29 protein-coding genes are annotated in these 26,462 nt (G+C 66.9%); 7 read left to right on the top strand and 22 right to left on the bottom strand.

Annotated elements, in window-relative coordinates; all coding sequences use genetic code 11:
- Window positions 1-10: 10 nt before the first annotated feature.
- The gene (locus tag BM357_RS06125) at window positions 11-1,360 is read left to right on the top strand and encodes a polysaccharide deacetylase family protein (protein ID WP_074950664.1); all 1,350 of its coding nucleotides are present in this window, start codon (window positions 11-13) and stop codon (window positions 1,358-1,360) included.
- Window positions 1,361-1,399: 39 nt separating this feature from the next.
- Here the strand turns inward: BM357_RS06125 and BM357_RS19755 are convergent, their stop codons facing one another.
- From BM357_RS19755 to BM357_RS06070, 12 genes are all read right to left on the bottom strand, one after another.
- Window positions 1,400-1,555 carry a hypothetical protein gene (locus BM357_RS19755; protein WP_175511464.1) on the bottom strand — a complete coding sequence of 52 codons (156 nt, stop codon included), beginning with the start codon at window positions 1,553-1,555 and terminating at the stop codon, window positions 1,400-1,402.
- A 49-nt stretch (window positions 1,556-1,604) separates the two neighbouring features.
- Window positions 1,605-2,549 carry a D-2-hydroxyacid dehydrogenase gene (locus BM357_RS06120; RefSeq protein WP_175511463.1) on the bottom strand — a complete coding sequence of 315 codons (945 nt, stop codon included), beginning with the start codon at window positions 2,547-2,549 and terminating at the stop codon, window positions 1,605-1,607.
- 117 nt (window positions 2,550-2,666) lie between these two features.
- Window positions 2,667-3,920: a serine hydroxymethyltransferase gene (locus BM357_RS06115; protein ID WP_074950662.1), complete on the bottom strand. Its 1,254-nt coding sequence runs from the start codon at window positions 3,918-3,920 to the stop codon at window positions 2,667-2,669.
- Window positions 3,921-3,970: 50 nt separating this feature from the next.
- Window positions 3,971-4,585 (bottom strand): TIGR01440 family protein, encoded by a 615-nt coding sequence (locus tag BM357_RS06110; protein WP_074950660.1) that lies wholly within the window; start codon window positions 4,583-4,585, stop codon window positions 3,971-3,973.
- A complete protein-coding gene (rpiB, locus tag BM357_RS06105) occupies window positions 4,582-5,034 on the bottom strand; it encodes a ribose 5-phosphate isomerase B (RefSeq protein ID WP_074950658.1) in 453 nt (150 codons plus the stop codon). Before rpiB ends, BM357_RS06110 begins: the two co-directional genes overlap by 4 nt.
- Window positions 5,031-5,534, bottom strand: a complete 504-nt coding sequence (locus BM357_RS06100; RefSeq protein WP_083430239.1) for a low molecular weight protein arginine phosphatase — start codon at window positions 5,532-5,534, stop codon at window positions 5,031-5,033. Before BM357_RS06100 ends, rpiB begins: the two co-directional genes overlap by 4 nt.
- Window positions 5,535-5,688: 154 nt before the next feature.
- Entirely contained in the window at window positions 5,689-6,081 is a 393-nt protein-coding gene (locus BM357_RS06095) for a hypothetical protein (protein WP_074950656.1), read from the bottom strand.
- 21 nt (window positions 6,082-6,102) lie between these two features.
- Complete coding sequence (locus BM357_RS06090; protein WP_029422269.1) at window positions 6,103-6,387, bottom strand: ferredoxin family protein; 285 nt, start codon at window positions 6,385-6,387, stop codon at window positions 6,103-6,105.
- Window positions 6,384-7,715 (bottom strand): FAD-dependent oxidoreductase, encoded by a 1,332-nt coding sequence (locus tag BM357_RS06085; protein WP_074950654.1) that lies wholly within the window; start codon window positions 7,713-7,715, stop codon window positions 6,384-6,386. The genes BM357_RS06090 and BM357_RS06085 overlap by 4 nt, the downstream gene beginning before the upstream one ends.
- Entirely contained in the window at window positions 7,712-8,794 is a 1,083-nt protein-coding gene (locus BM357_RS06080) for an electron transfer flavoprotein subunit alpha/FixB family protein (RefSeq protein WP_217647674.1), read from the bottom strand. Before BM357_RS06080 ends, BM357_RS06085 begins: the two co-directional genes overlap by 4 nt.
- A 92-nt stretch (window positions 8,795-8,886) precedes the next feature.
- Window positions 8,887-9,735 (bottom strand): electron transfer flavoprotein subunit beta/FixA family protein, encoded by an 849-nt coding sequence (locus BM357_RS06075; protein WP_175511462.1) that lies wholly within the window; start codon window positions 9,733-9,735, stop codon window positions 8,887-8,889.
- 148 nt (window positions 9,736-9,883) lie between these two features.
- Window positions 9,884-10,441, bottom strand: coding sequence for a manganese efflux pump MntP (locus BM357_RS06070; protein WP_245783868.1), 558 nt, complete (start codon window positions 10,439-10,441; stop codon window positions 9,884-9,886).
- Window positions 10,442-10,570: 129 nt separating this feature from the next.
- Here BM357_RS06070 and BM357_RS06065 point away from each other — a divergent pair, with 129 nt between their 5' ends.
- The 5 genes from BM357_RS06065 (at window position 10,571) to BM357_RS06045 (ending at window position 15,204) form a co-directional block, all read left to right on the top strand.
- Window positions 10,571-11,698, top strand: coding sequence for a GDSL-type esterase/lipase family protein (locus BM357_RS06065; RefSeq protein ID WP_139234589.1), 1,128 nt, complete (start codon window positions 10,571-10,573; stop codon window positions 11,696-11,698).
- Window positions 11,699-11,830: 132 nt separating this feature from the next.
- On the top strand, window positions 11,831-12,160 hold the full coding sequence (locus BM357_RS06060) for a YbjQ family protein (RefSeq protein ID WP_074950650.1): 330 nt from the start codon (window positions 11,831-11,833) through the stop codon (window positions 12,158-12,160).
- A 23-nt stretch (window positions 12,161-12,183) separates the two neighbouring features.
- Complete coding sequence (locus BM357_RS06055) at window positions 12,184-12,381, top strand: hypothetical protein (RefSeq protein WP_074950797.1); 198 nt, start codon at window positions 12,184-12,186, stop codon at window positions 12,379-12,381.
- 120 nt (window positions 12,382-12,501) lie between these two features.
- Window positions 12,502-13,911, top strand: coding sequence for an MFS transporter (locus tag BM357_RS06050; protein ID WP_074950648.1), 1,410 nt, complete (start codon window positions 12,502-12,504; stop codon window positions 13,909-13,911).
- Window positions 13,912-13,926: 15 nt separating this feature from the next.
- Window positions 13,927-15,204: a hypothetical protein gene (locus BM357_RS06045; RefSeq protein WP_074950646.1), complete on the top strand. Its 1,278-nt coding sequence runs from the start codon at window positions 13,927-13,929 to the stop codon at window positions 15,202-15,204.
- Between the two features lie 57 nt (window positions 15,205-15,261).
- Here the strand turns inward: BM357_RS06045 and BM357_RS06040 are convergent, their stop codons facing one another.
- The 6 genes from BM357_RS06040 to rpmE all read right to left on the bottom strand — a co-directional run bounded on the left by BM357_RS06040 (window position 15,262) and on the right by rpmE (window position 20,698).
- Entirely contained in the window at window positions 15,262-16,485 is a 1,224-nt protein-coding gene (locus BM357_RS06040) for an L-threonylcarbamoyladenylate synthase (protein WP_245783867.1), read from the bottom strand.
- On the bottom strand, window positions 16,482-17,093 hold the full coding sequence (gene spoIIR / locus BM357_RS06035) for a stage II sporulation protein R (protein ID WP_425426522.1): 612 nt from the start codon (window positions 17,091-17,093) through the stop codon (window positions 16,482-16,484). The genes BM357_RS06040 and spoIIR overlap by 4 nt, the downstream gene beginning before the upstream one ends.
- 320 nt (window positions 17,094-17,413) lie before the next feature.
- Window positions 17,414-18,343 (bottom strand): peptide chain release factor N(5)-glutamine methyltransferase, encoded by a 930-nt coding sequence (prmC, locus tag BM357_RS06030; protein WP_083430237.1) that lies wholly within the window; start codon window positions 18,341-18,343, stop codon window positions 17,414-17,416.
- Window positions 18,340-19,410 (bottom strand): peptide chain release factor 1, encoded by a 1,071-nt coding sequence (prfA, locus tag BM357_RS06025; RefSeq protein WP_074950791.1) that lies wholly within the window; start codon window positions 19,408-19,410, stop codon window positions 18,340-18,342. The genes prmC and prfA overlap by 4 nt, the downstream gene beginning before the upstream one ends.
- A 135-nt stretch (window positions 19,411-19,545) precedes the next feature.
- Window positions 19,546-20,163 (bottom strand): YhcN/YlaJ family sporulation lipoprotein, encoded by a 618-nt coding sequence (locus BM357_RS19750; RefSeq protein ID WP_074950643.1) that lies wholly within the window; start codon window positions 20,161-20,163, stop codon window positions 19,546-19,548.
- Between the two features lie 322 nt (window positions 20,164-20,485).
- Complete coding sequence (gene rpmE / locus BM357_RS06015) at window positions 20,486-20,698, bottom strand: 50S ribosomal protein L31 (protein WP_074950641.1); 213 nt, start codon at window positions 20,696-20,698, stop codon at window positions 20,486-20,488.
- 299 nt (window positions 20,699-20,997) lie between these two features.
- Here rpmE and BM357_RS06010 point away from each other — a divergent pair, with 299 nt between their 5' ends.
- Window positions 20,998-21,333 carry a hypothetical protein gene (locus BM357_RS06010; protein WP_074950639.1) on the top strand — a complete coding sequence of 112 codons (336 nt, stop codon included), beginning with the start codon at window positions 20,998-21,000 and terminating at the stop codon, window positions 21,331-21,333.
- Between the two features lie 127 nt (window positions 21,334-21,460).
- Here the strand turns inward: BM357_RS06010 and BM357_RS06005 are convergent, their stop codons facing one another.
- From BM357_RS06005 to glpX, 4 genes are all read right to left on the bottom strand, one after another.
- Window positions 21,461-22,372: a DMT family transporter gene (locus BM357_RS06005; protein WP_074950637.1), complete on the bottom strand. Its 912-nt coding sequence runs from the start codon at window positions 22,370-22,372 to the stop codon at window positions 21,461-21,463.
- Window positions 22,373-22,570: 198 nt separating this feature from the next.
- On the bottom strand, window positions 22,571-23,797 hold the full coding sequence (locus tag BM357_RS06000; protein WP_074950789.1) for a radical SAM family protein: 1,227 nt from the start codon (window positions 23,795-23,797) through the stop codon (window positions 22,571-22,573).
- A gap of 56 nt (window positions 23,798-23,853) precedes the next feature.
- Window positions 23,854-25,107: a transcription termination factor Rho gene (gene rho, locus BM357_RS05995; RefSeq protein ID WP_074950635.1), complete on the bottom strand. Its 1,254-nt coding sequence runs from the start codon at window positions 25,105-25,107 to the stop codon at window positions 23,854-23,856.
- A gap of 211 nt (window positions 25,108-25,318) precedes the next feature.
- Window positions 25,319-26,296 (bottom strand): class II fructose-bisphosphatase, encoded by a 978-nt coding sequence (gene glpX / locus BM357_RS05990; protein ID WP_074950633.1) that lies wholly within the window; start codon window positions 26,294-26,296, stop codon window positions 25,319-25,321.
- Window positions 26,297-26,462 lie beyond the last annotated feature (166 nt).

The following is a 26,462-nucleotide window of genomic DNA, read 5'->3' as shown; positions in this document are numbered from 1 at the left end:
ACACTTACCGATGTGGATCTGGGTGGCAGCCGTTGTCGCGGTGTACGTCGCGTATGCGCCGCTGGCGGAGTTGGTATGCAAGTACATCGGCATCGGTACGCTGAAGCGCAGCGCGCGCAACCAGCGCGTGATCGCCCTGACGTTCGACGACGGACCAGACCCTCGCTACACGCCGAAGGTGTTGGACATCCTGGCCCAGCACGGCGTCCGGGCGACCTTCTTCGTCGTCGGCGAACGGGCGAAGGCGCACCCGGAGTTGATCCGGCGGATGGTGTCCGAAGGCCATCAGGTCGCCCTCCACGCGCAGCGCCATGTGCACGCCTGGTTGACCGGTCCCCTCCGCTCGTGGCGAAACGTGGCGGAGGCCAAGCGGACCATCGAATCCCTCACCGGCCGGCCCGTGACCCAGTTCCGCCCGCCCTGGGGCGGGTTCAACTGGGTGCAGCGCCTGGCGATGGCCCGCCTGGGGTTGACGCCCGTCTTGTGGTCCGTGCGGGCCATCGACTGGAACGCGGGCGATCACGCCGCCGCCATCACCCGCCGCGTCACAGAAGGGGCGCATCCCGGCGCCATCGTGCTCTGCCACGATGCCGGTGGCGCAGATGGAGCGCCGCTCAACACCATCCGGGCGCTGCCCGACATCCTGACCTGCCTGCAGCGGCTCAACTACACCTTCGTCACAACCGAGGAGGCGCAGCAGATCCGGCAGCGGCGGGAGGTCGAGGCACGGTCCATCCACGCCCGCTACCCCTGGGGACGGCGCCTGCTCATCCAGTTGTGGCGCGTGATTGAATATCTCTTCACCACCGTCCACCACGTGCGCGACGTCAACACCATCTTCCGCTTCGGCCTCGTGCGCTGGTGGCTCGGCGAGCGCCGGGACGCGGACGGGCGGGTGGTGATCCGGGACGGCGCCATCGCCCTCGACATCCATTTTCAAAACGACAGCGTCATCACCTTCGCGACCGAAAATCCCCGCGTCCTGCTGCGCGGCCTGCGGGAAGCCCGGGAAGGCTTCCACGACATCGCCCTGACGCTGATGCACGACCCCCGCTGCCGGGACGTCGAGGTGGTGTTCGCGATCACGCTGATCAACAAGGGCATGGACATGCTCGGATTCCACATCGAGGACCTGCCCCCGACGTTCACCAACCGCTTCCTGAAGGCGTACATGAGCTTCCTGCTCGGCATGCATCACCCAGAGGGGTTCTCGCGGCTACGCCGCGGGGCACAGCCGCTCGAGATGAAGTTGATGTGGATGACGCGGGAGGAGTTGTTTGAACGGTACGGATCGTTGGAGGCGCGCCGGCGCGAAGACGGCCCGGGGGACGGCCAGGGCACGGTGCGGCGCGAACGATAGACCGGCCTCACCCAGGGAGGAGGGAGGTCAGCCGGCCCATCACCACGGGATGAGATACGTCAGCCAGCCCATCACCTTGCCGCATCCCCGTACCACTCGCCACGCCCAGCTGCGCTTGCCGCGCGCCCAGCGCTCCAGCAGGCCGGAAATCACGACCATCCCGATGAAGATCAGCAGCCATTTCCACCAGGTCACGCCCGCTCCCCCCTGTGTGCAGCCACGGCAACCGCCGCCGGCCGCGCGCTCAGTACCGCGCCTCGATGTCCACCTGGGTCGGCAGCGGTTCCCCCGCCCGGTAGGCCCGGTAGTTGGCGAGAAACACCTCAAGGAACCGGTCGTCGTGCGACGGCGTCCATCCGCCGTTGTGCGGCGAAATCAGGACGTTCTCCATGTCCCACAGGGGGCTGTCCGCAGGCAGCGGTTCCTTGTGGAACACATCCAGGCCCGCCCCGCGGATGCGACTCTCCCGCAGCGCGCGGATGAGCGCGTCCTCGTCCACCACGTCCCCGCGGGCGAAGTTGATGAGAAACGCCGACGGCTTCATGGCGGCCAATTCCGCTTCCCCAATCAGGTGGTACGTGTCCGGGGTCAATGGCGTCAGGACCACCACGAAGTCAGCCTCCGGCAGGACGCGGTGCAAGGCGTCCACGCCGACCACCTGGTGAAAGCCCGGCAGCGGAGCCGGGTTCCGGCGCACCCCCGTGATGGTCATATCGAACGCCTGCGCCTTGCGCGCCACCTCGCGTCCAATGCTGCCTGCCCCGACGATGACCAGGTGGCTGCCCGCCAGCTCGCCCAGCTTGTACCCGTGGTCCCAGCGGTGTTCCAACTGACGGCGCACATTGTAGTGGAGGCCGCGGGTGAACGAGATCATCATGCCGAGGATCTGCTCAGCCATCTGCTTGCCGTGCGCGCCGCGCGCGTTCGACAGCAACAGGCCCCGCGCCCGGATGAGATGGAACGGCACCGTCTCGACGCCGGCCGAGATGGAGTGCAGCCAGCGGACGTTCGGGCACGCCCCGATGGCAGCCTCCGTGAGCGACGGTCCGGTGGCCGCCAGGATCTCCACTTCCGCCAAGCGGGGATGGGCGGGATCGAAGCGGTCCATCACCTCAATCTCTTCCTCCGGCAACGCCTTCCGCAGCGCCTCCACAACGTGCGGTTTCAACCGATGGGCGATGAGAATCACCGCAATTCCTCCTCTCCTGCCATCCGCCCGCCGCGGGCGGACAGACCCATGCCAGGTGCAGCAACGCACCGGGGACAGAGCCCTCCGCCCCAGGCGGGCCCGAAAGCGACAAAGGGCTCACGCCAGGTACGACAATCCCTCGTAGAGCGGGAAGCGTTCCGTCAATGCCTTCACCTTGGCCCGCGCGGCCTCGGCATCCGCCTCCGTGAACGAAGAGGCGAGAGTCATGTGGAACACGTCGGCGATCTCCTCCATCGCCCGCTCGTCCATGCCGCGCGTCGTGACCGCCGGCGTGCCGACCCGGATGCCGCTGGTGACCATGGGGGACTGCGGATCAAACGGGATGGCGTTCTTGTTCACGGTGATGCCGACCTCGTCGAGGCGCCGCTCCGCCTCCTTGCCGGTCAAGTTGAAGTTGCGCACGTCAATCAGGATGAGGTGGTTGTCCGTGCCGCCCGACACCAGCCGGAAGCCGCGCGCCGTGAGCGCCTCGGCCAGCGCCTTCGCATTCCGGATGATGCGCGCGGAATAATCCTTGAACTCCGGCTTCAGCGCCTCCCCGAAGGCCACCGCCTTGGCGGCGATGACGTGCATCAGGGGACCGCCCTGGACGCCCGGGAAGATGGACTTGTCGATGGCCTTCGCATGCGCCTGCGTCGTCAGGATGAGCCCCCCGCGCGGCCCGCGCAAGGTCTTGTGCGTGGTGCTCGTGACAAATTGGGCGTGCGGAACAGGAGACGGGTGATGGCCGGTCGCCACCAGGCCCGCGATGTGGGCCATGTCGACCATGAGCATCGCCCCCACCTCGTCGGCGATGGCGCGCATGCGGGCGAAGTCGATCACGCGCGGATACGCGCTCGCCCCGGCGACGATGAGCTTCGGCCGCACCTCCTTGGCGATGCGGGCCACCTCGTCGTAGTCAATCTGCTCCGTTTCCGGATGGACCCCGTAGGCGGCGAAACGGTACAGTTGGCCGGAGAAATTGACCGGGCTGCCGTGCGTCAGATGGCCGCCGTGGGCGAGGTTCATGCCGAGGACCGTGTCCCCCGGCTGCAGGGCCGCGAAGTAGACCGCCATGTTCGCCTGTGCGCCGGAGTGGGGCTGCACGTTGGCGTGTTCGGCGCCAAACAGTTGTTTGACGCGATCCCGCGCCAGGTTCTCGACGATGTCGACGTACTCGCAGCCGCCGTAATAGCGCCGGCCCGGGTACCCCTCGGCGTACTTGTTGGTCAAGACGCTCCCCATGGCCTCCATGACGGCCCGGCTGACGAAGTTCTCCGACGCAATCAACTCAATCTTCGCGCGCTGGCGGCCGAGCTCCTGCTCCATCGCCCGCGCGACTTCCGGATCCCATGTGTGCAATGTGGTCATTCCGTCTCCTCCTCCCGGGTGCCCGCCCGGCCGCAGATTTCTCGGGACCGTCAACGCATGTCGCCAAACAGGCGCCGCCGCGCCTCCTCCACGTCGTACACGGCGCGCGATCCGCCGACGAGCGGCGGCCGCGTGCGCGCCATCACCACATGGGCCTCGCCGATCCGGTTGCGCCGCCCGCGCACCGGCACCGCGACGCGCTTGAGATGCATGCCGATGAGGGTGTCGCCGATGTCCAGCCCGGCGTCCGCCTCGACGCGCTCCACCAGACAGGCGTCCGGCCACGCGAAATACGCGTGGGCCGCCACCGATCCGCCCGCCCCGGGCACCGGCACAGCGGCGACCTCCGTCCAGCCGCGCGCTTCGGCGAGCGAACGACGCACCACCAACGCCCGGTTGAGGTGCTCGCAGCACTGGAATGCCAGGTGGCATCCCGCCGCCGCGGCGAAGTCGAAGAGGGTCTCGACCAGCGCCTGACCCACCTCAGCCGAGGTGTGCGTGCCGATCCGATGGCCGCACACCTCGCTCGTCGAGGCACCGACCACCAGCAGGCGGCCCGGGCCGAGGTCCGCCGCCGCCCGAAGATCGTCGAGGCACTCGCGGAGCTCCGACCGGATCTGGTCCAGCCATGCCCGGTCCCCCATCGGGCCGCGTGGTTCCCTCATGCCTTTCCGTACTCCCGTTCCACCTGGCGCACCTTGTCGACGCGCCCAGCGTGGCGCCCGCCCTCGAACTCGGTCGTCAGCCACGTCTTGAGCACTTCCGCCGCCAGCCCGGGGCCAATCACGCGCTCCCCCATGGTGAGCACGTTGGCATCATTGTGCGCCCGGGACATCCGGGCGGAGAACACGTCATGCGCCGTCACCGCGCGCACTCCCGGCACCTTGTTCGCGGTGATGCACATGCCGAGGCCCGTCCCGCAGACGAGGACCCCCCGGTTATAGCGGCCCTCGGCCACGCCCTCCGCGACCTTGCGCGCGTAATCCGGATAGTCGACCGACGTTTCGTCGTAGGTGCCCAGGTCTTCGTAGTCCACGGCCAACTCGTCGAGCGTCTGCTTGAGTGCCTCTTTCAGCCGGAATCCAGCGTGATCGCTGGCGATTGCGATGTTCACAGCTTGTTCTCCCCCAACAGGTGGTTGACGAGCCCCCGCACGCTGCGCTCAATCTGTTGTGCGCACGCCTCGTAATGCTCGTCCAATCCTCCGAACGGATCTACAATATCACACCCGGTGGAGGATGCGGCATCCGTTTGCGATGCGCCTTCCTCAGGGTCGGCAAACGCCGCGAAGCCTCCGAGCAGGCGGATCTTGTCCTTCGCCTGCGGGAATCGGCTCTCCAGGTCCTTGGCCTGGCTCTGCGTCATGACGAGGATGACATCGGCTTTCTCGACCAGATCCGGCCGCACAGGCTGGGACCGATGCGGCGACAGGGGGATGTGGCGGCGGGTCAGCGCGTCCGCGGCGGCGGGCGTCATCGGCATGCCCTCCGCCGCGTACAGGCCGGCCGATTCCACGGTCCAGGACAGACTGCGGCGTTGGATCTCCGCTTGCGCAAAAAAAGCCGCCATGGGACTGCGGCACGTGTTCCCGGTGCAGACGAACAACAGGTGCAAGGACGACACCTCCTGGCCCCGGCCTGCGAATTTCCGGTGATGGATTCGATTGGCTTCAGTATATCCCGCCCCCAAAACCGCATGCAATGGCGCCGATCCCCGGGGCAGATGCGCCCCGGAGCCGGCGCCGCGTTCCCGACTCCATGGTCCCTTCTTATCCGTCCGCACCGTCCGTCTGGATCACAAACCGGCCCCGCCGGACCTCGATGGACTGCTCCTGCATCCGCCGGCGCAGGGTCTCCAGCCGCTGCCGGGGGGCGAGCGGCTCCACCGCGTCTTCCGCGAGCGGATCCGTGCTGACGGTGGTCCCCGCCGCCTCCTGATATTCGTACAAGGTGCCGCGCTCGGGATCCCAGGCGGTGACATACAGCGTCCACGTCACATAGTGGACGAACGACAGCTCGCTTTGGCGGATCACCCGGAACAGGTCCAGCCGCGCCGTCCGGATGCCGCACTGCAGCAATTCGTCCAGCAGGCTGTCCAGGTCCGAGAACGCCACCTTGACCGGCGGTGCATCCGGACAACGAAACTGGCGGCGGTCAATCATCCTCATCCTCCGCCTTTCTGTTCATCCGTATTTGTACGTCACCCCGTAGCCCCCCTTCGGGTACAGCCACTCGATGTTGTACTCCGGGCAGGCAATTCGGCAGGTCCCGCACTCGATGCAGTTCTCGTACGCCACGGACGTCATGCGCTCCGCTTCGTGCCACAGATACACATCCGACGGGCAGAACCAGTTGCACTCCTTGGTCGGGCAGGCCAGGCACACCTCCTGATCCTTGATGATCAGGTGAGACACCCGGTCGGCCTTGTAGCGAATGGTGAACAGCCGCTCCTCGATGCTCGCGCTCATCCGTTCATCGCCCTCCACCCTTTCAAACCCAGGCGAATCAGGTCCATATAAGCGCCCCCCGCCGCTTCCTTCACGCGGCGGATGGCCTTTCGCTGCTTGTCGCGCTTCGGCACGCCGTCCACCAGCAGCATCTCGTAGGCGGCGTCGTTGAGCGCCTGCGGCAGTCGATGGAACAACTGCTCCGCGTCCTCATGGGCCAGCAGGCTGTGCACGCCCCGGTACTTCTTGAGGTCCTTGTAGACGAACGAAGCCCGGATGGCCTCGTCGTAGGCAGCCAGGGTGCTCGCGGAGAAGTCTCCCGCCTCGTGCGCCCGGATGGCCGCCTCCCCCGCCAGGCGCCCGGAGGTGATGGCCAGGTTCGTCCCCTCCCTGTGCACCGCGTTGACCAACTGCGCCGCGTCGCCGCAGATCATCCAGCCGTCGCCCGCCAAGGCCGGGATGGAGTTGAAGCCGCCCTCTGGGATGAGGTGGCCGGAGTACTCCTTGACCTCACCCCCCTGGATGAGCCGGGAGATGGCCGGATGCTGCTTCAGCCCGTCCAGCACCTCGTACGGCTTGACTCGCTTTTTCTTGAGGTCGCTGACCATCACGCCGACGCCGATGGAGAGGGTATCGGTGTTGGTGTACAGGAATCCCAACCCGGCCATGCCGCAGGTGTGGCCGATGATCTCAATCGTGCATCCCTCGTCGCCCTCCAGATTGAACCGGTCCTGGATGGTCTGCTTGGGCAGTTGGATGATCTCCTTGACGGCGAGCGACACCTCGTCCGGCCGCCATTCCCGATGCACCATCAACTGTTTGCCCAACAGCGAGTTGACCCCGTCGGCGATGATGGTGACGTTGGCTTCCAGTTCGCCGTCGTCGCGGTCCGTGATCACCCCCCGAACCCGTTCGCCGGCGCGCAACAGGCCGGTGACCACCGTCTCGTAGATGGGGATCGCCCCCGCCTGCTCCGCTTTGCCGGCGAACCAGGGATCGAACTTTACCCGCAGTCCTGTCCAGCAGTTCGGCGGGTCATGGTACCGCTGGTTGCGATGCCCGAACGTCACCGCGCTGTCGTCGGCGAGGATCCACAGGCGCTGTTCGACGATCTTCCGCTCCAGAGGCGCCTCCTTCCACCACTCCGGGATCAGGTCCTCGAGCTGCTTGCGGTATAATACGCCGCCGAAGATGTTTTTCGCGCCTGGAAACTCCCCGCGTTCGACGAGCGCCACCTTCAGGCCCGCCTTGGCCATCGTGTAGGCCGCCGCCGTCCCCGCCGGACCCGCGCCCACCACGATGGCGTCAAACCGTTCGTCCGCCACGCGCACTCCCCCCCTGTCACTCATTCCGCGCCCCGGACGGGACCGCCGGAGCCCGCACCGGTCAAGGAAAAGCCCACGCCTTCCCCGTCTGCACGTAGCCCGCCGGCCGCCTTGCGCGCGCGCACCGCCTCCGTAATGGCCGGGACAATCTGGAACAGGTCGCCGACGATGCCGTAGTGGGCGATCTGAAAGATCGGCGCCGCCGGATCCTTGTTGATGGCGATGATGCACTCCGCGTTCTGCATCCCGACCACGTGCTGCACCGCCCCGGAGATGCCGATGGCGAAGTAGAGCTTGGGCCGCACCGTGGTCCCCGTCTGGCCGACCTGATGGCGATGGTCAATCCAACCGAGATCGACCGCCGCCCGGGACGCGCCGACCACGCCGCCCAACGCATCAGCCAGCTCCTTGAGCATCGCGAAGGCCGCCGGTCCGCCCAGTCCGCGCCCGCCGGCGACAATCACCTCCGCCTCCGCCAGGTTGACCCGGTCCGTGGCGGCGATGAACTCCAGCACCTCCGTGGCGATGTCCTCCGGAGGAATCTGCGGCGGTACGGTGATAATCTCGCCGGTGCGCGAAGGATCCCGCGGCAGCGCTTCGAACACCCCGGCTCGCGCGGTGGCCATCTGCGGCTTGAACTGTTTGCACAGGATGGTGGCCAGCATCTTCTCTGAGAACGCGGGCCGGCTGGCCAACAGCAGGCGGTCCTCGTCCACGTCGAGCATCGTCGAGTCCGCCGTCAGCCCCGTCGGCAGGTGGGTTGCGATGGCGCCGGCGAGATCGCGCCCCGTGTAGGTGGCACCCATTAGGACAATCTCCGGCTTGAAGGTGCGGATCACGTGCAGACACACGCGGCTGTACGGCCGCGTGCGGTAGTCCCGGAGCTCGGGCGAATCGCACAGGTACACGCGATCCGCGCCGTAGCAGATGGCCTCCTCTGCGAGGTGCGCCACCTGGTGTCCCATGACCAACGCCAGCAGCGGCGCATCCAGCTTGTCGGCCAGCCGGCGTCCCTCGCCGAGGAGCTGCCAGGACACGGGCTTGGCGACGCCCGCCCGCTGTTCCACCACGACTAAGACGCCCCGGTAAGAGGACCAATCCACGTCTCCCTCCGGCTGCAAGCCGACCATCGGCTTGCGCCGTTTGGGATCCCGCCTCGGTTCGCCGCGCTGGAGTTCCGTCTGGGTTCCGTCGCTCATGCTCGCACCCCCTGCACCCAGCCCAGTTTTTCCGCGATGTCGCTTGCGAACAGCCGTTCCACCAGGGCTTCGGCGGCCGCCTCCGGCGGATCCGCCGGGATGTACTCGGTGTTGACCTTCCGCGGCTCGGGCACCCACGTCTTGGCGACGATGGTCGGGGACCCGCGCAGGCCGATCTTACTGCGATCCAGGTCCGGAAAGTCGTTGGTCGTCCACACCATCGGTTTGTACCGGGCCGCTCGCAGGACGCCCGGAAGGCTGGCCCGGCGGGGTTCATTCAGTTCGGCGAGCGCGGTGATGAGCACCGGCAACTTCGCCCGCACCCGCTCGACCCCGTCCTCCAGGTGCCGATGCACGATGATCTCCCGCCGCTCGAGGTCCAGGTGCTCGACCTTTTCGACGTACGTCAACTGCTCCAGGTCGAGGCGGCAGGCGACGCCCGGCCCCACTTGGCCCGTGTCCCCGTCGAGCGTCTGCTTGCCGCAGAAGACGATGTCCACCGGCCCCCACTCTTCCTCCGCTTTGCGGATGGTCATCGCCACCACGTACGAGGTGGCGAGGGTGTCCGCCCCCGCGAACGCCCGGTCACTGACCAGGACACCTTCGTCCGCCCCCATGGCGATGCACTGCTTGAGCGCCTTGTCCGCGGACGGCGGGCCCATCGTCACGACGGTGACGCGCGCCCCATGCCGGTCCTTGATGCGCAGCGCCTCCTCCAGGCCGTGCAGGTCGTAGTAGTTGACGATGGCCGGCACACCCTGCCGGATGAGCGTGTTGGTCTTCGGATCGATGCGGATCTCGCGGCTGTCCGGCACCTGTTTGATGCACACCACCAGGTGCAGCATTCGGTCCCTCCTCTCTCAGCGCTCCCCCATCGGAGATCCGATGCGGATCCGCTTCCATCGCGATGCCAGCGTAAGCGCCGGGTTCTATGATCTGAATCTTATCATAATTGCGCTTTGACAGACAGCTGGGCGCCCCATTTTCCCCGCGTCATCCGGCCAGGAGGTGGACACCGTACCCGAAGAGAATGAGCGCTCCCGCCAGTTCGCCGATGCGGCCGATGTGACCCCCCGCCTTGCCCCCGATGTAGAGGCCGGCCAGACACAGGATGCCGCCGGCGATCCCGAAGGCCCCCGCCGAGACCAACCCGTAAGCGGTGCTGCGCAGCCCGAGGCTGAAACCGACGGACAGCGCGTCGATGGAGACACTCGCGGAGAACGCGAGCAGGGCGATGCCGCCGGTGCCGGTCATCGCCACCTGCTGCGGGGCAAACACACTGGTGTACAGCATGTGCAGTCCCATCCCGCACAGCAACAGGGCGCCAAACCCCTGCGCGACCGCACCCAGCAGCCCCTGCATGGCCAATCCGATGTACAGGCCAGTCAGGGTCATCAGGACGTGAAACACCCCGATGGTCCCGGCCAACCGCAGGGCAGCCTGCCGCCGAATCCCGTGCAGGCCGATGCCGATGGACAGCGAGAAGGCGTCCATCCCGAGCGCCATGGACATCATCAGGATTTCAAACAAGTCGTGGATATGGTCAGCCACCCGCCCCCTCCTTCCGGCCCCTTCCTGAATCTATGCGCCTGTCCCGCGGGACATGATGGACCATCCGCTTGCCTCCCGCGGCCCGCGCTACATACCATGGAGACAAGAAGGTGGAAGGACGGGTGAAGGATGGACACGCAAGACGGCCTCACGACAGGAGACAGGACAGTCCGGAAACGGCATGGACGGACAGGCCGCGTGCGATGGCGGGGAAGGCGTGGCTGGCTCGGACGACTCGCCGCGGCCGGCATGATGGCCGGCGCCGTGTTGAGCGGGCCGGCGCAGCCCGCCTCCGCCGGTTCGGCCCCCACGCCGGCCCCAGCCCCCGCCCCCGCCAAGGGCGGCACCGGCCGCGCCCTCGCGCCTGGCCAGCGGCTGGTGGCTCTGGGCGATTCCATCCCGTTCGGGTACGGCCTGCCCGGCGCCGAGGCGTCTCCCGGTGCGCGGACACTGGCTGACCTGCACCCCGCCCCGGGCGCTTACCCGTTTCTCGTCGCCGGGGACAACGGCGCGCGGGTGACGGATTTGGCAGTGCCCGGCTGGACGTCGTCCAACCTGCTGAACGCGCTCGGAACGTCCTCGTTCCAACAGGCGCTGCGCACGGCGAACGTGGTGACCATCGAGATCGGCAGCAACGATCTCCTGAACGCCGTCCCCGATCTCGCACAGGCGGCGGCAGGCGGCACCGTGCAAATCAATCCCGCCCGAATCCAGGCGGGCATCCGGCAACTGAGCGCCAACCTGCCCCGCATCCTCGACGCGGTGCGGAAGCAGACGAGCGCCCCGGTGATCCTCTTCAACCTGTACGATCCGTTCCCCGCCACCACCCCTCTGCACGGCGAGGCGGAGGCGGCCATCCGGGCGGCCAACGACGCCATCGCGGCCACAGCCGCCCAGGCCGCCGTCCCGGTGGTGGACGCGTATCGGGTGATGGATGGGCGGCAGCAGGACCTCATCCGGATCCAGGCGCGCGACATCCACCCGAACGCCGCCGGCCAGCGGGCGTTGGCACAGGCGCTCGAAGCAGTGCTGATGCGACCCCTGTGGTACACCCCGGCGTACTTCGTGACCGCCCCCAAAGGCGCGCCGGTGTACAGCCGGCCGGCAGCCGGTCCCTTCGCCATCTGGTGGCTGCACGGGGACACCGCCCTGTTGGTGACGGGGCTGAACGGCGACTGGCTGCAGGTGGTGACCCCCTTGGGCCAGACGGGATACGTCCGGCGCGACCAGGTGTCTGCGGCGGTGCGCTGGCCGTGAGGCGAGGGAGGAGATGAGCGCGCGGAAGGCCTGACATGGGAAGCGCACCGCATGCCGCCATGGGCGGAACATCCTTTATAATAGTGCCATATTGAAGATTTGGCGCCTGGTTTGAACAGGAGGGAAACCACCATGTTGGTCGTGACCACTGAACGGATCCCGGGCTACGAGGTGACGGAGGTATTGGGTCATGTGTTCGGCGTGATTGTCCGCAGCCGCGGCCTCGGCGGCAACATCGCGGCGGGTCTGCGGAGCATCATCGGCGGGGAGATTCACGAATACACCGAAATGTTAGAGGATGCCCGCAAGGACGCCATCGACCGCCTGGTCCGCAACGCGCACGCCATGGGCGCCGACGCCGTCGTGATGATGCGGTTTGACTCCAGCGAGATCGGCCAGACGATGTCGGAGATCGTCGCCTACGGCACGGCGGTCCGGTTGCGCCGCGTGAGCCAGGCGTGATCCTCCTGTTCGGATGGTTGTTGATGACCGCCGTGGTGGCGGCGCTGGCCTTCGCGTACACCAGCCAGCGGCGGCGGGAACGCGTCCGCCGGCAGGGCGCCGTCCCGCACGGTTTCGTGCGCACGGACGAGGTGAACATCGATCCCACCACCGGCGTCCGCCAGCGTGTCTGGTACAACCCGTACACGGGCGAACGCTACTACGAGACGTTGGATGAATGAACCGCCGCGTCGTACGCATGCGTCCCCCCGTCCGCAGGGCTCGCTGGGACCCCGCGGGCGGGGGCTGAGGCGTGCTCCGGCGGGTCGCGTACCGCCGTGCCCGTACGATATACTGTGTCTATGGAATCCTCCGTCTCTTGTTCTGCAGCGTCGCAACCTTCCGATCCTCTGTGGCAGAATCGCGACTTTCTCAAACTGTGGATCGGACAGGCCCTGTCCCAGATCGGCTCCCGGCTGACCCGGGAAGGGCTGCCGATAGGGGCGGTGTTGGTGCTCGGCGCGAGTCCCGTCGCCATGGGCTGGTTGGAGGTGGTCGGCACCCTGCCGGTGACCATCCTCGGCCTGGTGACCGGTGCCCTGCTGGATCGCCTGCCGCGCCGGCCTTTTCTCATCGCCACCGACCTGCTCCGCTTCCTCATCCTGATGTCAATCCCGCTGACCGCCTGGTTCGGCGACCTGTCGCTGTGGCTCCTGTTCGTGGTCAAGCCGCTGGTGGACATCCTGTCCTTGATCTTCAACACGGCCTACCAGGCCTATCTGCCGCGCTTGGTGGGCCGCCATCACCTGCTCGACGCCAACGCCAAGCTGAACCTCACCCGCTCCTTCGCGGAGTTGACCGGTCCGGGCCTGGCGGGCGTCTTGGTGCAGACGCTGTCGGTGTCGGTCGCCATCTTCCTGGACGCCCTCTCGTACCTCGTGTCGGCCCTTTCCGTCCTGTGGATCCGGCGGCGGGAACCCTCCTCCACCAGCACGGGCCGGATGGAACCCGGAGACGCGCCGGCCGATGCGGGCGGCTTGTCATCCGAAACCGAGACGGGCGCGTCCCCCGTGCCACCTGCGGCACCTGCGTCCCCCGCGGCACCTGCAGCGCCGGTGAGACTGGACGCCGGGGCCATCGCTCGGGAGATCCGCGACGGGCTAAGGATGGTCTTCCGCCATCCCGTGCTGCGAGCCCTGACCCTGACGGTGGCCATGTCCGGGCTGTTTCAAGGCATCCTGTACTCAATGGACGTCCTGTTCGCGTTGCGCGTCCTGCACCTCAGCCCGGGGCTGTTCGGCATCACCGTCTGCTGCGGCGGCCTCGGGGCGATGATCGGGGCCGCGGCGGTGCGCCGCCTGGGCGAGCGGCACGGATTCGGCCGATGGCTGATCCTGTCGCGCTTCGGCTTCGGGGCGTTCAACCTGCTGCAGCCGCTGGCGCACGGACCCGCCTGGATGGCGGCCCTCTTCCTGATGGGCGCGCAGGTGATGGGCGACGGCTGCGGCGTCATCGCCGAGACCTTGGAGACGAGCCTGCGCCAGTGGACGGCGCGGGACGAGGAGCTGGGGCGGGTCAGTTCGGTCTACAACCTGCTCGAGAACATCCTGGCCTCTGTGGGAGCGGTGGCCGGGGGGTACATCGCGGCGAGCTTCGGTCTGCGCACCGCGATCGCGGTGGCGGCCGTCGGCATCACCCTGTCGGCGGCATGGCTGTTCACGGCGCCCATCTGGCGGATGACCTCGCCTGCGGCGGACGGGGGAGACCCCTAGGAAGGGAGTATGCGTATGTCGGTGGGGCGTTTGATGTGGTCGGTCAGTCTGACCGGTCTCTTGACGTTGGCGATTGGGTGCGCTCCGCAGGAGACCTCCGTGAACCGGGGCGAAGGATCCGCCGGCGTGGAGCCAAAGATGGCAAACGCAACAGCAGGAGGAAACGCCACGGGGAACGCTGAGGAGACGAACGGGATCGATTCCGCTGAAAACCCTCAAGCCCCTTCCCCTGGTGCGTCTGCAGCTTCCTTTTGGCCAGCGGACGAGCCCTTCACGGCGACCATCGAGGGAGTGGCGGGCGCGCTCTACACCACGGCCGGCTGGCTCACCGGCGAGATCGAGACCACGGCGCCGAGCGGTGGGAACGATGAGACGAGCGATGTGCGGACCGTGGCATTTACCTGGGACGGATTCACCCTGGCGGGCGTCCACTGGCGCTGGCCGTCGTCCGATCCGGATCCGGCCCACTACATCGTCACCCCGGCGGTAATCGACGGACAGCCGTACGTGGTGTGGTGTCACCTGGCCGCCGAGCAGCGATCGGCGGACGCCCCGCAGTTGGCGCTTCCCGGAGAATTGGATCTCTGGCTGCGCCCCACGGGTCCGGCGCAGCTGTGGATGACACCATGGCGGCGAACCGGCGGCATCCTGAGTGAACAAGCCGTCCTCATCACCGACGACGTGCCACCGGTGTGGGCGTACGGGCAGTGGTGGTTCTCCGCAGACATGAAGGATTCGTCCCCCGCCGCGTTGGCGGGCGGCGCGTGGACCGGCTGGTTCCACTGGGGCCATGTTTCATCCCCGTTCCACCCTTCTGTCGTCCCAAGCCCCAGTGCGCCGGTGGTCGCACGTCCGTCGCGGATGTATCCGGCCCCGGACGGCATCGTGATGGACATCCAGACGCATGTGCTGGGTGCGCCGCAGGGGTCGGCTTCCAATCTGTTTTACCTGGATCTCAGCCGGCATCGTGTGACGGGCCTGGCCAGCCTGTCGGAAGGCGGCGGGCTGTTCTGCGATGCGCGGGTCTTCCCCGGCGTGGTGCTGACGGGACAAGCCACGACCACGAATGCCAGTGTGCGGGGCGTCGCGTTCGCTTTCGATGAGGTGACCGGAGCTCGAGTAGCGGTGGCGGGGCCAGGATCCGGTGGTGCGGATACGGAATTCACCGGCCGATTCGATGGGTGGAGCGTCCGCGATGGGCGCGTCTATGACGGCCAGGGCCGAGCCGTGGCGGATTTCAAATGGAGGAACCAGGTGCCGTCGATGCCCTCGGCGGAATCGTTCGGGGGATGAGCGATCCAACGCGCCGAATCCCCCAGCCCCATGACCCACAAGCCGCGCCCGAACCCCTCACACCCGGTACACCCGCCCCTCGGCCGCCTTCTCCAGCCGGTTCATGACCGCCAGGCCGAGCCCTTCCGGGGGCACCCCTTCCACCAGGATCACATCCGCCTCCTGGCGATCGAAGGCGCGCAGCAGCCGGTACAGGTGTCGGCTGAGGGCCGCAGCGTAGCCGTCGCGCGCGCCCGCAAGGTCCGCCGGCCTCCGCTCCTCCGATGTCCGCTCCTCCGGCGTGCCGCCGGGATCCCCGTCCACCGCCGGCGTCCACACCCACGCCGGGTCCCACCCGGGCGGTACCGTCCCCGGCCGCGCAATCAGGGCGATCCGCCGGTCCCCGTCGTCTCCAACGGACGCCCCGTGTGCCGCTGCGAACCGCGCCACCTCCACGCGCACCCGATCCTCGTCGCCCCACCACACGTACACGCGGGCCCGCGGCGCGTAGTGGCGGTACTTCATCCCTGGCGACGCCGGCGCCTCCCCGGCCGCCGGCCCCGCCGCCACGCGCACCGGGAGACCGGTGACGCGCGCGAGATCGTCCGGCGTCACCCCGCCCGGCCGGTAGATGACCACCTCTTCCTCGCCAATCCGGGCCACCGTCGACTCCACGCCGATGCCGCACGGGCCGCCGTCGACGATGCCGTCAATCTGGCCGCGCATGTCCTCCGCCACATCCACCGCCGTCGTGGGGCTCGGCCGGCCGGAACGATTCGCGCTCGGCGCAGCCACCGGGCAGCCCGCCGCACGGATCAACGCGCGCGCCACCGGGTGCGCCGGCATCCGGACCCCGACCGTGTCCATCCCCGGCCGCACCGCCGGCGCGATGCGCGGGTTCGCCGGCAGAATCAAGGTCAACGGTCCCGGCCAAAAAGCGTCCATGGCCCGCCGCGCCGCGTCCGGCACATCCTGCGGACGGTCGATCACGCCGGCGAGATCGCCCACCTCCGCGATATGTACAATGAGCGGATTGTCCGCCGGCCGCCCCTTGGCCGCGAACACCCGCCGCGCCGCCTCGTCCAGCCAGGCGTTTGCCCCCAGTCCGTACACGGTCTCCGTCGGAAACGCGACGAGGCCGCCGCCGCGCAGCACGGCCGCCGCCTCCGCCAGCGCCTCCCGAAGGACCGCCTCCTCCGGCCCCTGTGCCGCTCCCTCCGCCGCGGACGCACCGCCCGCCGCACGGCCGGCCGCGACCACAGGCTGACCCATGCCTTCCGCCGGAATCCGCCACCACTTCATCCCAGAGCCACCCCGTCCATCCGATTTTTCACCCACCGCCACAGCTCCTCGCCGTAGTCCAGCGACGCGAGCCGCACTTGCACCTGGGCCGTGCCGCCGTCCATCGTCGGCATGTCGATGACCTCGAGCGGCGGCAGGTCCGGGAACTCGCCCGTGTTCGGCACCGCGTCTCCGTCGGCGATGTCCACAAAGCACAGCGGCGGGAACAGCACGCACCACCAATTCTGCCCCTGGCCCGCGCCGAGGGTGATGCGCAACGCCTCGTAGTTGCCGGCCGGGTACACCTGGTTTCCGTACAGCTTAGTCGGGAACGGCACCACCCCGACGTCCGCGCGCACCGGATAACCGTACCCGTGTTGGCGGGCGACGTCCGCGGCGGTGCGCTGGATGTCCGGCAGCGCTGCCTGCACCCGTTGACGCGCTTCGGCGGCGTCCTTCGATCCCGCCACCAGCCTCGCCACCTGCACCACCACGGCGTCCCGCACCTCGCGTTTGAGCGCCTGGTCCTGCGGGCTGTCGCTGTTGGCGAGGATGCGCAGCCGCAGGGCGTCCTGCGGAATGGGCGCCGCGTGCGGCTCGGCCGGGTTGTAGAGGGCCGACGTCACCAGATCGGCCGCCGTTGTCCCCGTCGCTGCACCCGGCGTCGCTTCGCCGGCTCCGAGCCACGCCCGGCACGCGCACACCACCACGGCCACCACTGCCAAAAAACCGAATATCCGCCTGACCACCGGTTGCCCCTCCCTGCCGTGCACCGATGTCCCGGTGCTCTAGCATGACTAGCAACAGTGTGGCCAGTAGGAGATAGAATTAAACCTCGCTCGACTCGCTCGTAAACGCCGCTGCCATCCGTCCGGGCAGCCGCCCGCAACCCGGCGTCCACCCCATGGCTGTCCGGGCGCCCCGCGGGCCGCCGGGGTCCGCCCGGTCCTCACGCCGGACGCTCCCCCCACACCACCCGCAGGACGCCGCGCAGATCCGGTTCTGCGCCAAACCGCCAACCCCGCCAGCGCCCGTCGTCCCGGAACAGCGCCATCACCGCCTCCGCCTGGCCCATGCCCACTTCCAAGAAGAGGGCCGCGGGGCCCGCCGGATGGAACACCCCCGGCCCGGCGCCCGCCAAGGCGCGGTAGTACGCCAGCCCGTCAGGGCCGCCGTCCAGCGCCTCGCGCGGCTCCCAGTCGCACACCTCCGGCGCCAAGCCGGCGAGGTCCGCGCTTGGGATGTAGGGCGGGTTGCTGACCAGGAGGTGCGGTGGCGGAGGGCCGGCTGCCCCCCGGAGCCACGCCAGGCCATCGCCGCGCGAGAACCGCACCGGGGCGCCCAGACGGCGGGCGTTTTCCTCGGCGATGGCGAGCGCGTCCGCCGACACGTCGATGGCCCACACCTCGGCCTCCGGCACTTCGAGAGCCACCGTGACGGCGATGACGCCGCTGCCGGCGCCGAGATCGCACACCCGGCCCGACGGGCGATGCGTCCGCAGCCACGCGACCGCCCGCTCCACGAGCAGCTCCGTCTCCGGGCGCGGGATGAGGCACCCGCGCCGCACCCTGAAGAGGCGGCCGTAGAACGGCGCCTCGCCCGTGATGTACTGGAGCGGCTCCCCCGCCGCCCGGCGCGACACCGCTGCCCGAAGCGCAGACTGGACCGCGTCGGGGAGCGGATCGGCGAGGCCGGTCAACACCTGCAGGCGGGTGCGGCCGCTCGCCCACAGCAACAGGGTCTCCGCCTCCGCGCGCGCCGCCTGGTCGCGCTCGGCCGCCGGGAGGGTCTGCCAGGACGCGCCTGCGGCGTGATCGCACAAAAACGAGGACACCCAGCGCAGGGCATCCCCGTACGTCTTCCATGGCACCGCCGTCACGCCTCCGCTGCCTCCAGCATCTGCGCCCGCTCCGCCACAATCAGGCCTTGGATGATCTCGTCCAGGTCCCCGTCGAGCACCGCTTCCAGGCGGTGCAGGGTGAGGCCGATGCGGTGATCGGTGACGCGGCTCTGCGGGAAGTTGTAAGTCCGGATGCGCTCGCTGCGATCCCCCGTCCCGACCTGGCTGCGCCGGTTCGCGGCCAGCTCCGCCTGCTGCTCCTGCTGGTACTTCTCGTACAGGCGGGCCCGGAGGACCTTCATCGCCTTTTCGCGGTTCTTCAACTGCGACTTCTCGTCCTGGCAAGAGACCACGATGCCCGTCGGCAGGTGGGTGATGCGCACCGCGGACTGCGTGGTGTTCACGCTCTGCCCGCCCGGGCCGGTGGAACAGAAGGTGTCAATCCGCAGGTCTTTCTCGTGGATCTCCACCTGGATGTCCTCCACCTCCGGGAGCACTGCGACCGTGGCGGTCGACGTGTGGATGCGCCCGCCCGACTCGGTCACCGGCACCCGCTGCACCCGGTGCGTCCCGCTCTCAAATTTCAACTGGCTGTACGCCCCACGGCCGGCGATGGACAGCGTCGCCTGTCTCAACCCGCCCATGTCGGTGTAGCCCGCGTCGATGAGTTCCACTTTCCAGCCGTGGCGCTCCGCGAAGCGGGTGTACATGCGAACGAGGTCGGCCGCAAACAGCGCCGCCTCCTCGCCCCCCGCCGCCGCGCGCACCTCCAGAAACACGTTTTTGTCGTCGTTCGGGTCCTTGGGCAGCAGCAGGATCTGAAGCGTATGCTGCAGGTCCTCGAGCTGGCGGGTCTTGTCCTCAATCTCGCTCTTCACCAGCTCCCGCAGCTCCTCGTCGAGCCGCTCCTGCAGCATCTCCCTGGCGTCCTGCAGCTCTTGGCGGACACGCTTGTAGGAACGGTACGCCTCGACCGTTTCGCTGAGGTCCGACTGCTCCTTGCTGTACACCCGCAGCTTGTCCGGGTCCCGGACGATCTCCGGCTGGCACAGCAGGTCTTCCAGCTGCCGGTACCGCGCCTCTATCGCTTCGAGTTTATCGAACATCGTCTCCAGCATGTCATCTCCACGCCCCTGTTCCTCCAGTATACACCGACGCGGGGCCGGATGGTCAGGCACGGAAGGCGGACCTGGAGAACGCCGGGCCGCCCGGGTGCGCAACACCCGGGTGCGAAACCGGCTTCAACGCCACGGCACCGGCTGCATCTGCTGCATCAGGGCGGCGATGCGATGTTGATAGGCACTGAGGGGCTGGCCGCTGCGCAGGCCGTCCGCGATCCGGTTGATCTCCCGCACCTGTTGCGGATCGCGCGTCACGTACACGTAGCGGAACTCGGGCGCCTGGGTGAGGATGCGGCGGCGGATCTCCTTCTGAATGTGCGTGAAATCCGGCTGCGGGGAACCGCCCGGCGCCTGCGTCCGCGCGAGCCCCACCCCCACCAGAATCACGCGGCCCGACGCCACGGCGGCCGATGACCCCACGTACGGGATGTTCAGCGCCAATTGCGCGACCCGATCCGCTTCCGCGTTGCCGGAGTACCGCCCGTGGGTCAGGTTGGTCCCCGCCCCGTGAGCGGGCGACACGCTGCGCGGGTCCGGCTGCGGGTTGTTGGTATCGTTGTATCCGGACAGTTTGGCGCGATCCGCGTCCCCGTCGACGTCCACATCGCGCCGATCCAGTTGTTGTTCGACGCTCCCGGCCGCTTGATTCGTCTGCAGCTTCGGATGCTCGCGGCAGCCGCCGAGGGCCAACAGCCCCAGCACCGCGAGCGCACCAATCCACCCCGTTCGCTTTCGCATGAACCCACCTCCCGAGGGTAGGTTCACCAACGGGATCGCGCTCCATGTACGATGAGTGGGGCGCTCCGCTCCGCTTGTGCTTTTGCGTGGGCATTTCACTTCGTTTGTGCTTCGCAAGACACTTCGTGAAATGCCCACGCGGCCTATGAGGATATGAAGCATGGCACTCCGTTGATGAAATGCCCGTCGTAGAACGCCAAACAGGTGAGGGAGTGGGGCGCTCCGCTCCGCTTGTGCTTCGCAAGCCGCTTCGCGGAGCGCCCCACTCCCATAAAAATAACGGCGCCTGCCCAATCGGCAGGCGCGGCGCTGCGTCTTCGGATCACTCTTGAGCCGGTTTGAGACCGTACTTCTTGTTGAACTTCTCCACACGCCCGCCGGCATCCACCAGCTTCTGCTTGCCGGTGAAGAACGGGTGGCACTTGGAGCAGATTTCAACGCGCAGGTTCTGCTTGGTCGAACCGGTTTCAAACGTTTCTCCGCAGGCGCAGGTGACGGTTGTCACATGGTACTCCGGATGAATCGCGGTCTTCATGTGGTTCACCTCGCTTTGCGGTGCAATGCGATGCACCCTGTTTCGACACTGTCGTCCAGTATATCATAAACCGCCCCGCGTGTCATACCGGACAGGTAATCTGCCACAAACCGGATTTACAGGGTGCCCGGGTCTCCATCCCTAAGTCCGCGGCGGGCGCGGCGTTGGGCCGGATTTTTTGTTGATGGCCCCGCCTGGTGGCTCGGTCGCGGAGCGGACGGTTGCCTCGTGTCAGCTCGGTCAATCCTGAAATAGATGGTGGCGTCGATGGATGGACATGTACACACGAGGTGGAGAAAGTGGAGCGAATCGCAAAGATACTGTTTTGGACATCCGTAGGGATTGGTGCGTTGTCCCTATTCCTCAACCCGGAAAAGACATATATTGGTGGAATGCTTTTGGCAATCTTCTTCATAGGATGCGGATGTTCCATGGTGTTCGCGTCGTTCAGTTATGATAAGGAATCCCACAAAAAACAAGAGTATGCCAAACGTTCCCTTCGCGCTGGCACACTGTCCGACTGGATTCTCGGCAAGATTTTGGACCTGACCCCGTGGTGGTTGTTGAAAATGGTTTATTTACTGCTAGGCGTTTTATTCATGTGCTTTGGGATTTTCTTGATGACCCTGAACTAGAACCGTCGCCCCGCCATGAATCTGTCGCCAGCGAGGCAAAGCCACCAGCACAGGGTCGATCCCGCCGAGCAGGGTGCGCATTCCCGCGAACAACGTCACCCTGCGGCTGGACAGCCAAGGCCGGGATCTACTGGATGCCCGTCCTCCATCCCTGCGTCCGCGGCCGGCGCGGTTCCACCCGCCGGTTGACCAGCCAGATGCTGGCGATGATCAGCACCAGCCCGAGCAGCAGGGACGTGTTGAAGGGTTCATGCAGGAACACCACGCCGCAGGCCACCGCGATGAGCGGCACCAGGAACGTGTTGGCCACCACCCGGCTCGCCTCCCCCGATTGCACGAGCCGGAACCAGGCGATCCACGCCAGGGCGACACCGAACACCGCGCCGTACAGCAGGCCGAACACATACTCAGGTGTCCAGTGGATATCCGTCCAACGCTCCGTGCACAGCCCGAGTCCGGTCAACACCCCGCCCCCCAGGATGAACTGGATGGCAATCAGCCACAACGGGTCCACCTTTCCCTGGATGCGCTTCAGGTACACCGTACCCACCGCCCAGCCGGCCGCGGTGATGAGCGCGATGGCGATCCCGGTGAACGACGCCCCCGCCCTCAGATTCCCTGCGCTGGCGGCGGCGACGCCGGCGAATCCCAGCAACAGCCCGACGATCTTCACCGCCGAAATCTGTTCACGCAGCCACAGCCACGCGAGCAGGCCGACCAAGACGGGCTCCAAATACACCAGGACGGTGAACAAGCCTTCCGGCAAAAAGGTCAATCCGACCGTCTGCAGGCCGAAGAACAGGATGACGTTGAACACGCAGGAGATCACGTACATCCCCCGGCACGCCCGCCACCGGATCTCCCGCCAGCGCGGCAACGCCACCAGCGCCAGGCCGATTCCGCCGAGCAGGGTGCGCATGCCCGAGAACAACAGGGGCGGCGTGTCGTTCAGGGCCAGTTTGTACACCGGCCAGGTGGTCCCCCAGACCAGGACGAGGAAGGCGATCAGCGCCAGCGATCGAAGCTGCGGTGTACGCATCCCACCCATCGCCTCCTTCGCACTCACCAAGTTGGATTCTTGCGCGTCGTCACCGCCTCATGCGACGGCCGGACCTGGAATGACAATCTGGAATGATATTGTAATCCACTCCCATCGTCCCTGGGGAGGGGGTCCTCTGAAAAAGATCCTGTCCACCCAGACGAAAAGCCGGGCGCGGCCGGCGGCCCGTGGCCGCGGTCACGCCCGGCGCCGCCATTCCGGCGGAGGCACGTGTGAGAACGACCCGATCTCAATCCCCGGGACCTCGGCGCGGAAGATGTCCATCACCGCGCGCATGCCGTACAGTTCCCCCCGTTGGGACGGGATGCGGCTGAGATAGTACTCGGGATCGATGTTGAGATTCCGCATCTGCACCAGATGGACTCCCGTCCGGCGCAGGAACGCCACCATCGCCTCAATCTCCTCTTCCCGGTCGGTCACCCCCGGGAATACAAGATAGTTGATGGAGGTGTACACCCCGTGGTCGGCCGCGTACCGCAGGGTCGCGGCCACGTCCTCCAGGGTATAGCCGCGCGGCCGGTAGTAGGCGTTGTAATGGTCGTCGATGGCGCTGATGATGCTCACGCGCATCAGGTCGAGGCCCGCGTCGACCACCACCTGCAGCGGCTTGGTCAGCCCGCCGTTGGTGTTGATGTTGATATACCCGTCTCGCGTCTCGGCGCGCACCGCCCGGATGGCGCGAACCATGTCCACCCAGCGCGTGGCGGGCTCCCCCTCGCAGCCCTGGCCGAAGCTGACGATGCCGTGCGGATTGCGGCGGATGTGCGTCATCATGACGTCCACGAGCTCTTCCACGCTCGGCCGGAAATCGAGCCGCACCTGCGGCGACGGGAACGGCGCATCGTCCGGCTGTTCCGAGATGCAGCCGACGCACCCGGCGTTGCAGGCCGACGAGACCGGCAGCGCAGCTTCCTGGCGGCCGAGAAACGTGTTCTTCGCCGTCATGCAGCCATAAGTCAGCGCGCAGTGGGACAGATGTTCAAACAGGCGGTTGTCCGGGTGCCACCGAAGCAACTCCCGGACCGCCCGTTCCACGTCCTCTTCCGGCACCGCGGCCGGGTTCCACATCGAGGGATCGTCGGTGGCGTCCGCAGCGACGTAAAACCGGCCGTCATACCACCCCACGGCGGTGTAGCCGAACAGCGGCAGCGGCTCGGCGCCCTTCCGTTTGACATAGCCGGGGAGCAACAGACGCGTGAAGCCCTGGGGTAACAGCGCGCCGACCGCATACGCGTCCCCGTCCAGATGGACCATTTCCCCCGACCCGGGATCCAGTCCGATGGCCCGCGTCCCCGGCAGCCAGACCAGGCTTGCCCCCTCCGGCAGCGGGATCCACTCCTCCGGGCGCACCTCGGTCAGGTACGATCCGGTTCTGCCCACCGGCTGCAGACGATGGTGATTCATGACCTGTCCCTGGTGATCGGCGAAGACCAAGAGAGGTTGGATGTCGGTGTTCAAACTTACGCCTTCTTCTCCTTGTGCAGCTCCAGGCTGTCGAGGAATTCCTGGTTGGTCTTGTAATGCTTGAACTTGCGGATGAAAAGCTCCGTGAAGTCGGGATTGTCCCCCATCGACTTGCGGATGGCCCACACCTTCTCCAGCGTCTCGCGCGGGAGCAGCAACTCCTCGCGGCGGGTGCCGGAGCGGCGGATGTCGAGCGCGGGAAACACCCGCTTTTCCGCAAGCCGCCGGTCCAGGTGCAATTCCAGGTTGCCCGTTCCTTTAAATTCTTCGTAAATCACGTCGTCCATGCGCGAGCCGGTGTCAATCAAGGCCGTCGCCAGGATGGTGAGGCTCCCGCCCTCTTCCACCTTGCGCGCCGCCCCGAAGAAGCGTTTGGGCCGGTGGAAGGCCGCGGGATCGATCCCGCCGGACAACGTCCGCCCGCTCGGCGGCACGACCAGGTTGTAAGCGCGGGCCAAACGCGTGATGCTGTCGAGCAGGATCACGACGTTGCGCTTGTGTTCGACCAGCCGCAGGGCGCGCTCCAACACCAGCTCCGCCACCTTGATGTGATTGTCCGGGACCTCGTCGAAGGTGGAGGCGATGACCTCTCCTCGGACGGAGCGCTGCATATCCGTGACTTCCTCCGGGCGTTCGTCAATCAACAGCACCATCAACGTGGCTTCCGGGTAATTGGTGGCGATGCTGTGGGCGATTTCCTTCAACAATACGGTCTTCCCGGCCTTCGGCGGGGCCACAATCAGGCCGCGCTGCCCGAACCCGATGGGTGCGAACAGGTCAATCAGGCGGGTTGCGATTTTGTCCGGAGTCGTCTCAAGAACGACGTGCTGTTGAGGAAACAAAGGAGTGAGTGCTGGGAAATGCAGGCGTTCCGCGGCTTCTTCGGGGCTGACTCCGTTGACGGCTTCCACGTGGAGCAGTCCGAAGTACCGTTCGTTTTCTTTTGGCGGCCTGACCTTGCCGGATACCAGGTCACCGGTCCGAAGGTCAAATCTTCGTATCTGGGAGGCCGCCACGTAGATGTCTTCGGCGCTCGGCAGGTATCCCACCGGTCTCAAGAATCCGTATCCGTCGGGCATGATTTCGAGAACGCCTTCTGCAAACATGAGTCCGTCGCGCTCTGCCTGCGCCTTGAGTATTGCGAAGATCAACTCGCGCTTTTTCATATTCCCGTAGGACGGGATCTGGAACTCACGGGCATACTTGTACAGCTCCGTGAGCTTCTTCGACTCCAATTCACGGATGTCCAATAGGCGTCCCCCACATTCTTCTTTCCCGCTTTGCGGGCGTTCGGCCCTGAAACCGTCTGCATTCGTGCCGTTTCCAAGACCGCTCAGGCTGAGCCCGGATGCGGTTTACCTCGGCCATTATAACATGTTTACCCGCTGGATCCTATCCTATGCTGGGTTCGGCGGTTCTTTCATAGAGGCGTGTGTGTGGCGTTCCCGCCGGCCCGTGTCCTCAGGACACGGGCGCGATGTCGGGAAGGGGCTTGCGGGAGAGATCATGTACCGCTTCGATGAAGCGGACCGTCCCGGTTTTCGCGCGCATCACGATGGAGTGCGTCTTCGCCCTGGACTTGCCGATGAAGCGGACGCCGCGCAGCAGCTCCCCGTCGGTGACACCGGTGGCGGCGAAGATGGCGTCGTCCCCTTTGACCAGATCATCCATCATCAGCACCTTGCGCACATCCTCAATCCCCATCGCCCGGCAGCGCTCCAGCTGCGCCTCGTCCTCGGGCATCAGACGGCCCTGCAGCTCGCCGCCCAGGCACTTGAGCGCCGCCGCCGCCAGGACGCCCTCCGGCGCCCCGCCCTGGCCGAACAGGATGTCCACGCCCGTCTCGTCGAAGGCGGTGTTGAGCGCCGCGGCCACGTCGCCGTCGGAGATCAGCTTGATGCGGGCTCCGGCCGCCCGCACCTGTTCGATGATGTGCTGATGCCGCGGCCGATCGAGGATCACCGCGACCACGTCGGAGATGTCCTTGTCGGTGGCCTCTGCCACTGCGCGCAGGTTCTCTTCGATGGACGCATCCAGATGCACCCGACCCTTGGCCTTCGGGCCCACGGCGATCTTGTCCATGTACATGTCCGGGGCATGCAACAGCGATCCCTTCGGCGCCACCGCGACCACGGCCATCGCATTCCACAGCCCTTTGGCGAGGATGTTCGTGCCTTCCAGCGGATCGACCGCCACGTCCACCGCCGGGGGCGCCCCGGTGCCGAGCCGCTCCCCGATGAACAGCATCGGCGCCTCATCCATCTCGCCCTCGCCGATGACCACGGTCCCGTCCATCTGCACCGTGTCGAACATCGCCCGCATCGCGGAGGTGGCCGCCTCATCCGCCTCGTGCTTCTTGCCCCGCCCCATCCAGCGGGCGCAGCTGAGAGCCGCCATTTCCGTCACGCGGACGATCTCCAGTGCCAATTCGCGATCCAAACGCATCCCCACCCCGCAGTGATCTTTGCCTTTAACAGTATAGCACGATGCGAGGAATGGGCCATACGAATACGGGCGTTTCCCCTCTTCCATGTTTCTCTTCCCTGCGGATAGATCCTATGCGCAACGTCATGGAGGGTGCCACCCTCCGGTATAATGGACTGGA

The sequence above is a fragment of the Paenalicyclobacillus macrosporangiidus genome (assembly GCF_900116805.1).
GTDB lineage: Bacteria > Bacillota > Bacilli > Alicyclobacillales > Alicyclobacillaceae > Alicyclobacillus_H > Alicyclobacillus_H macrosporangiidus.
This window is presented reverse-complemented; position numbering and strand designations above follow the sequence as displayed.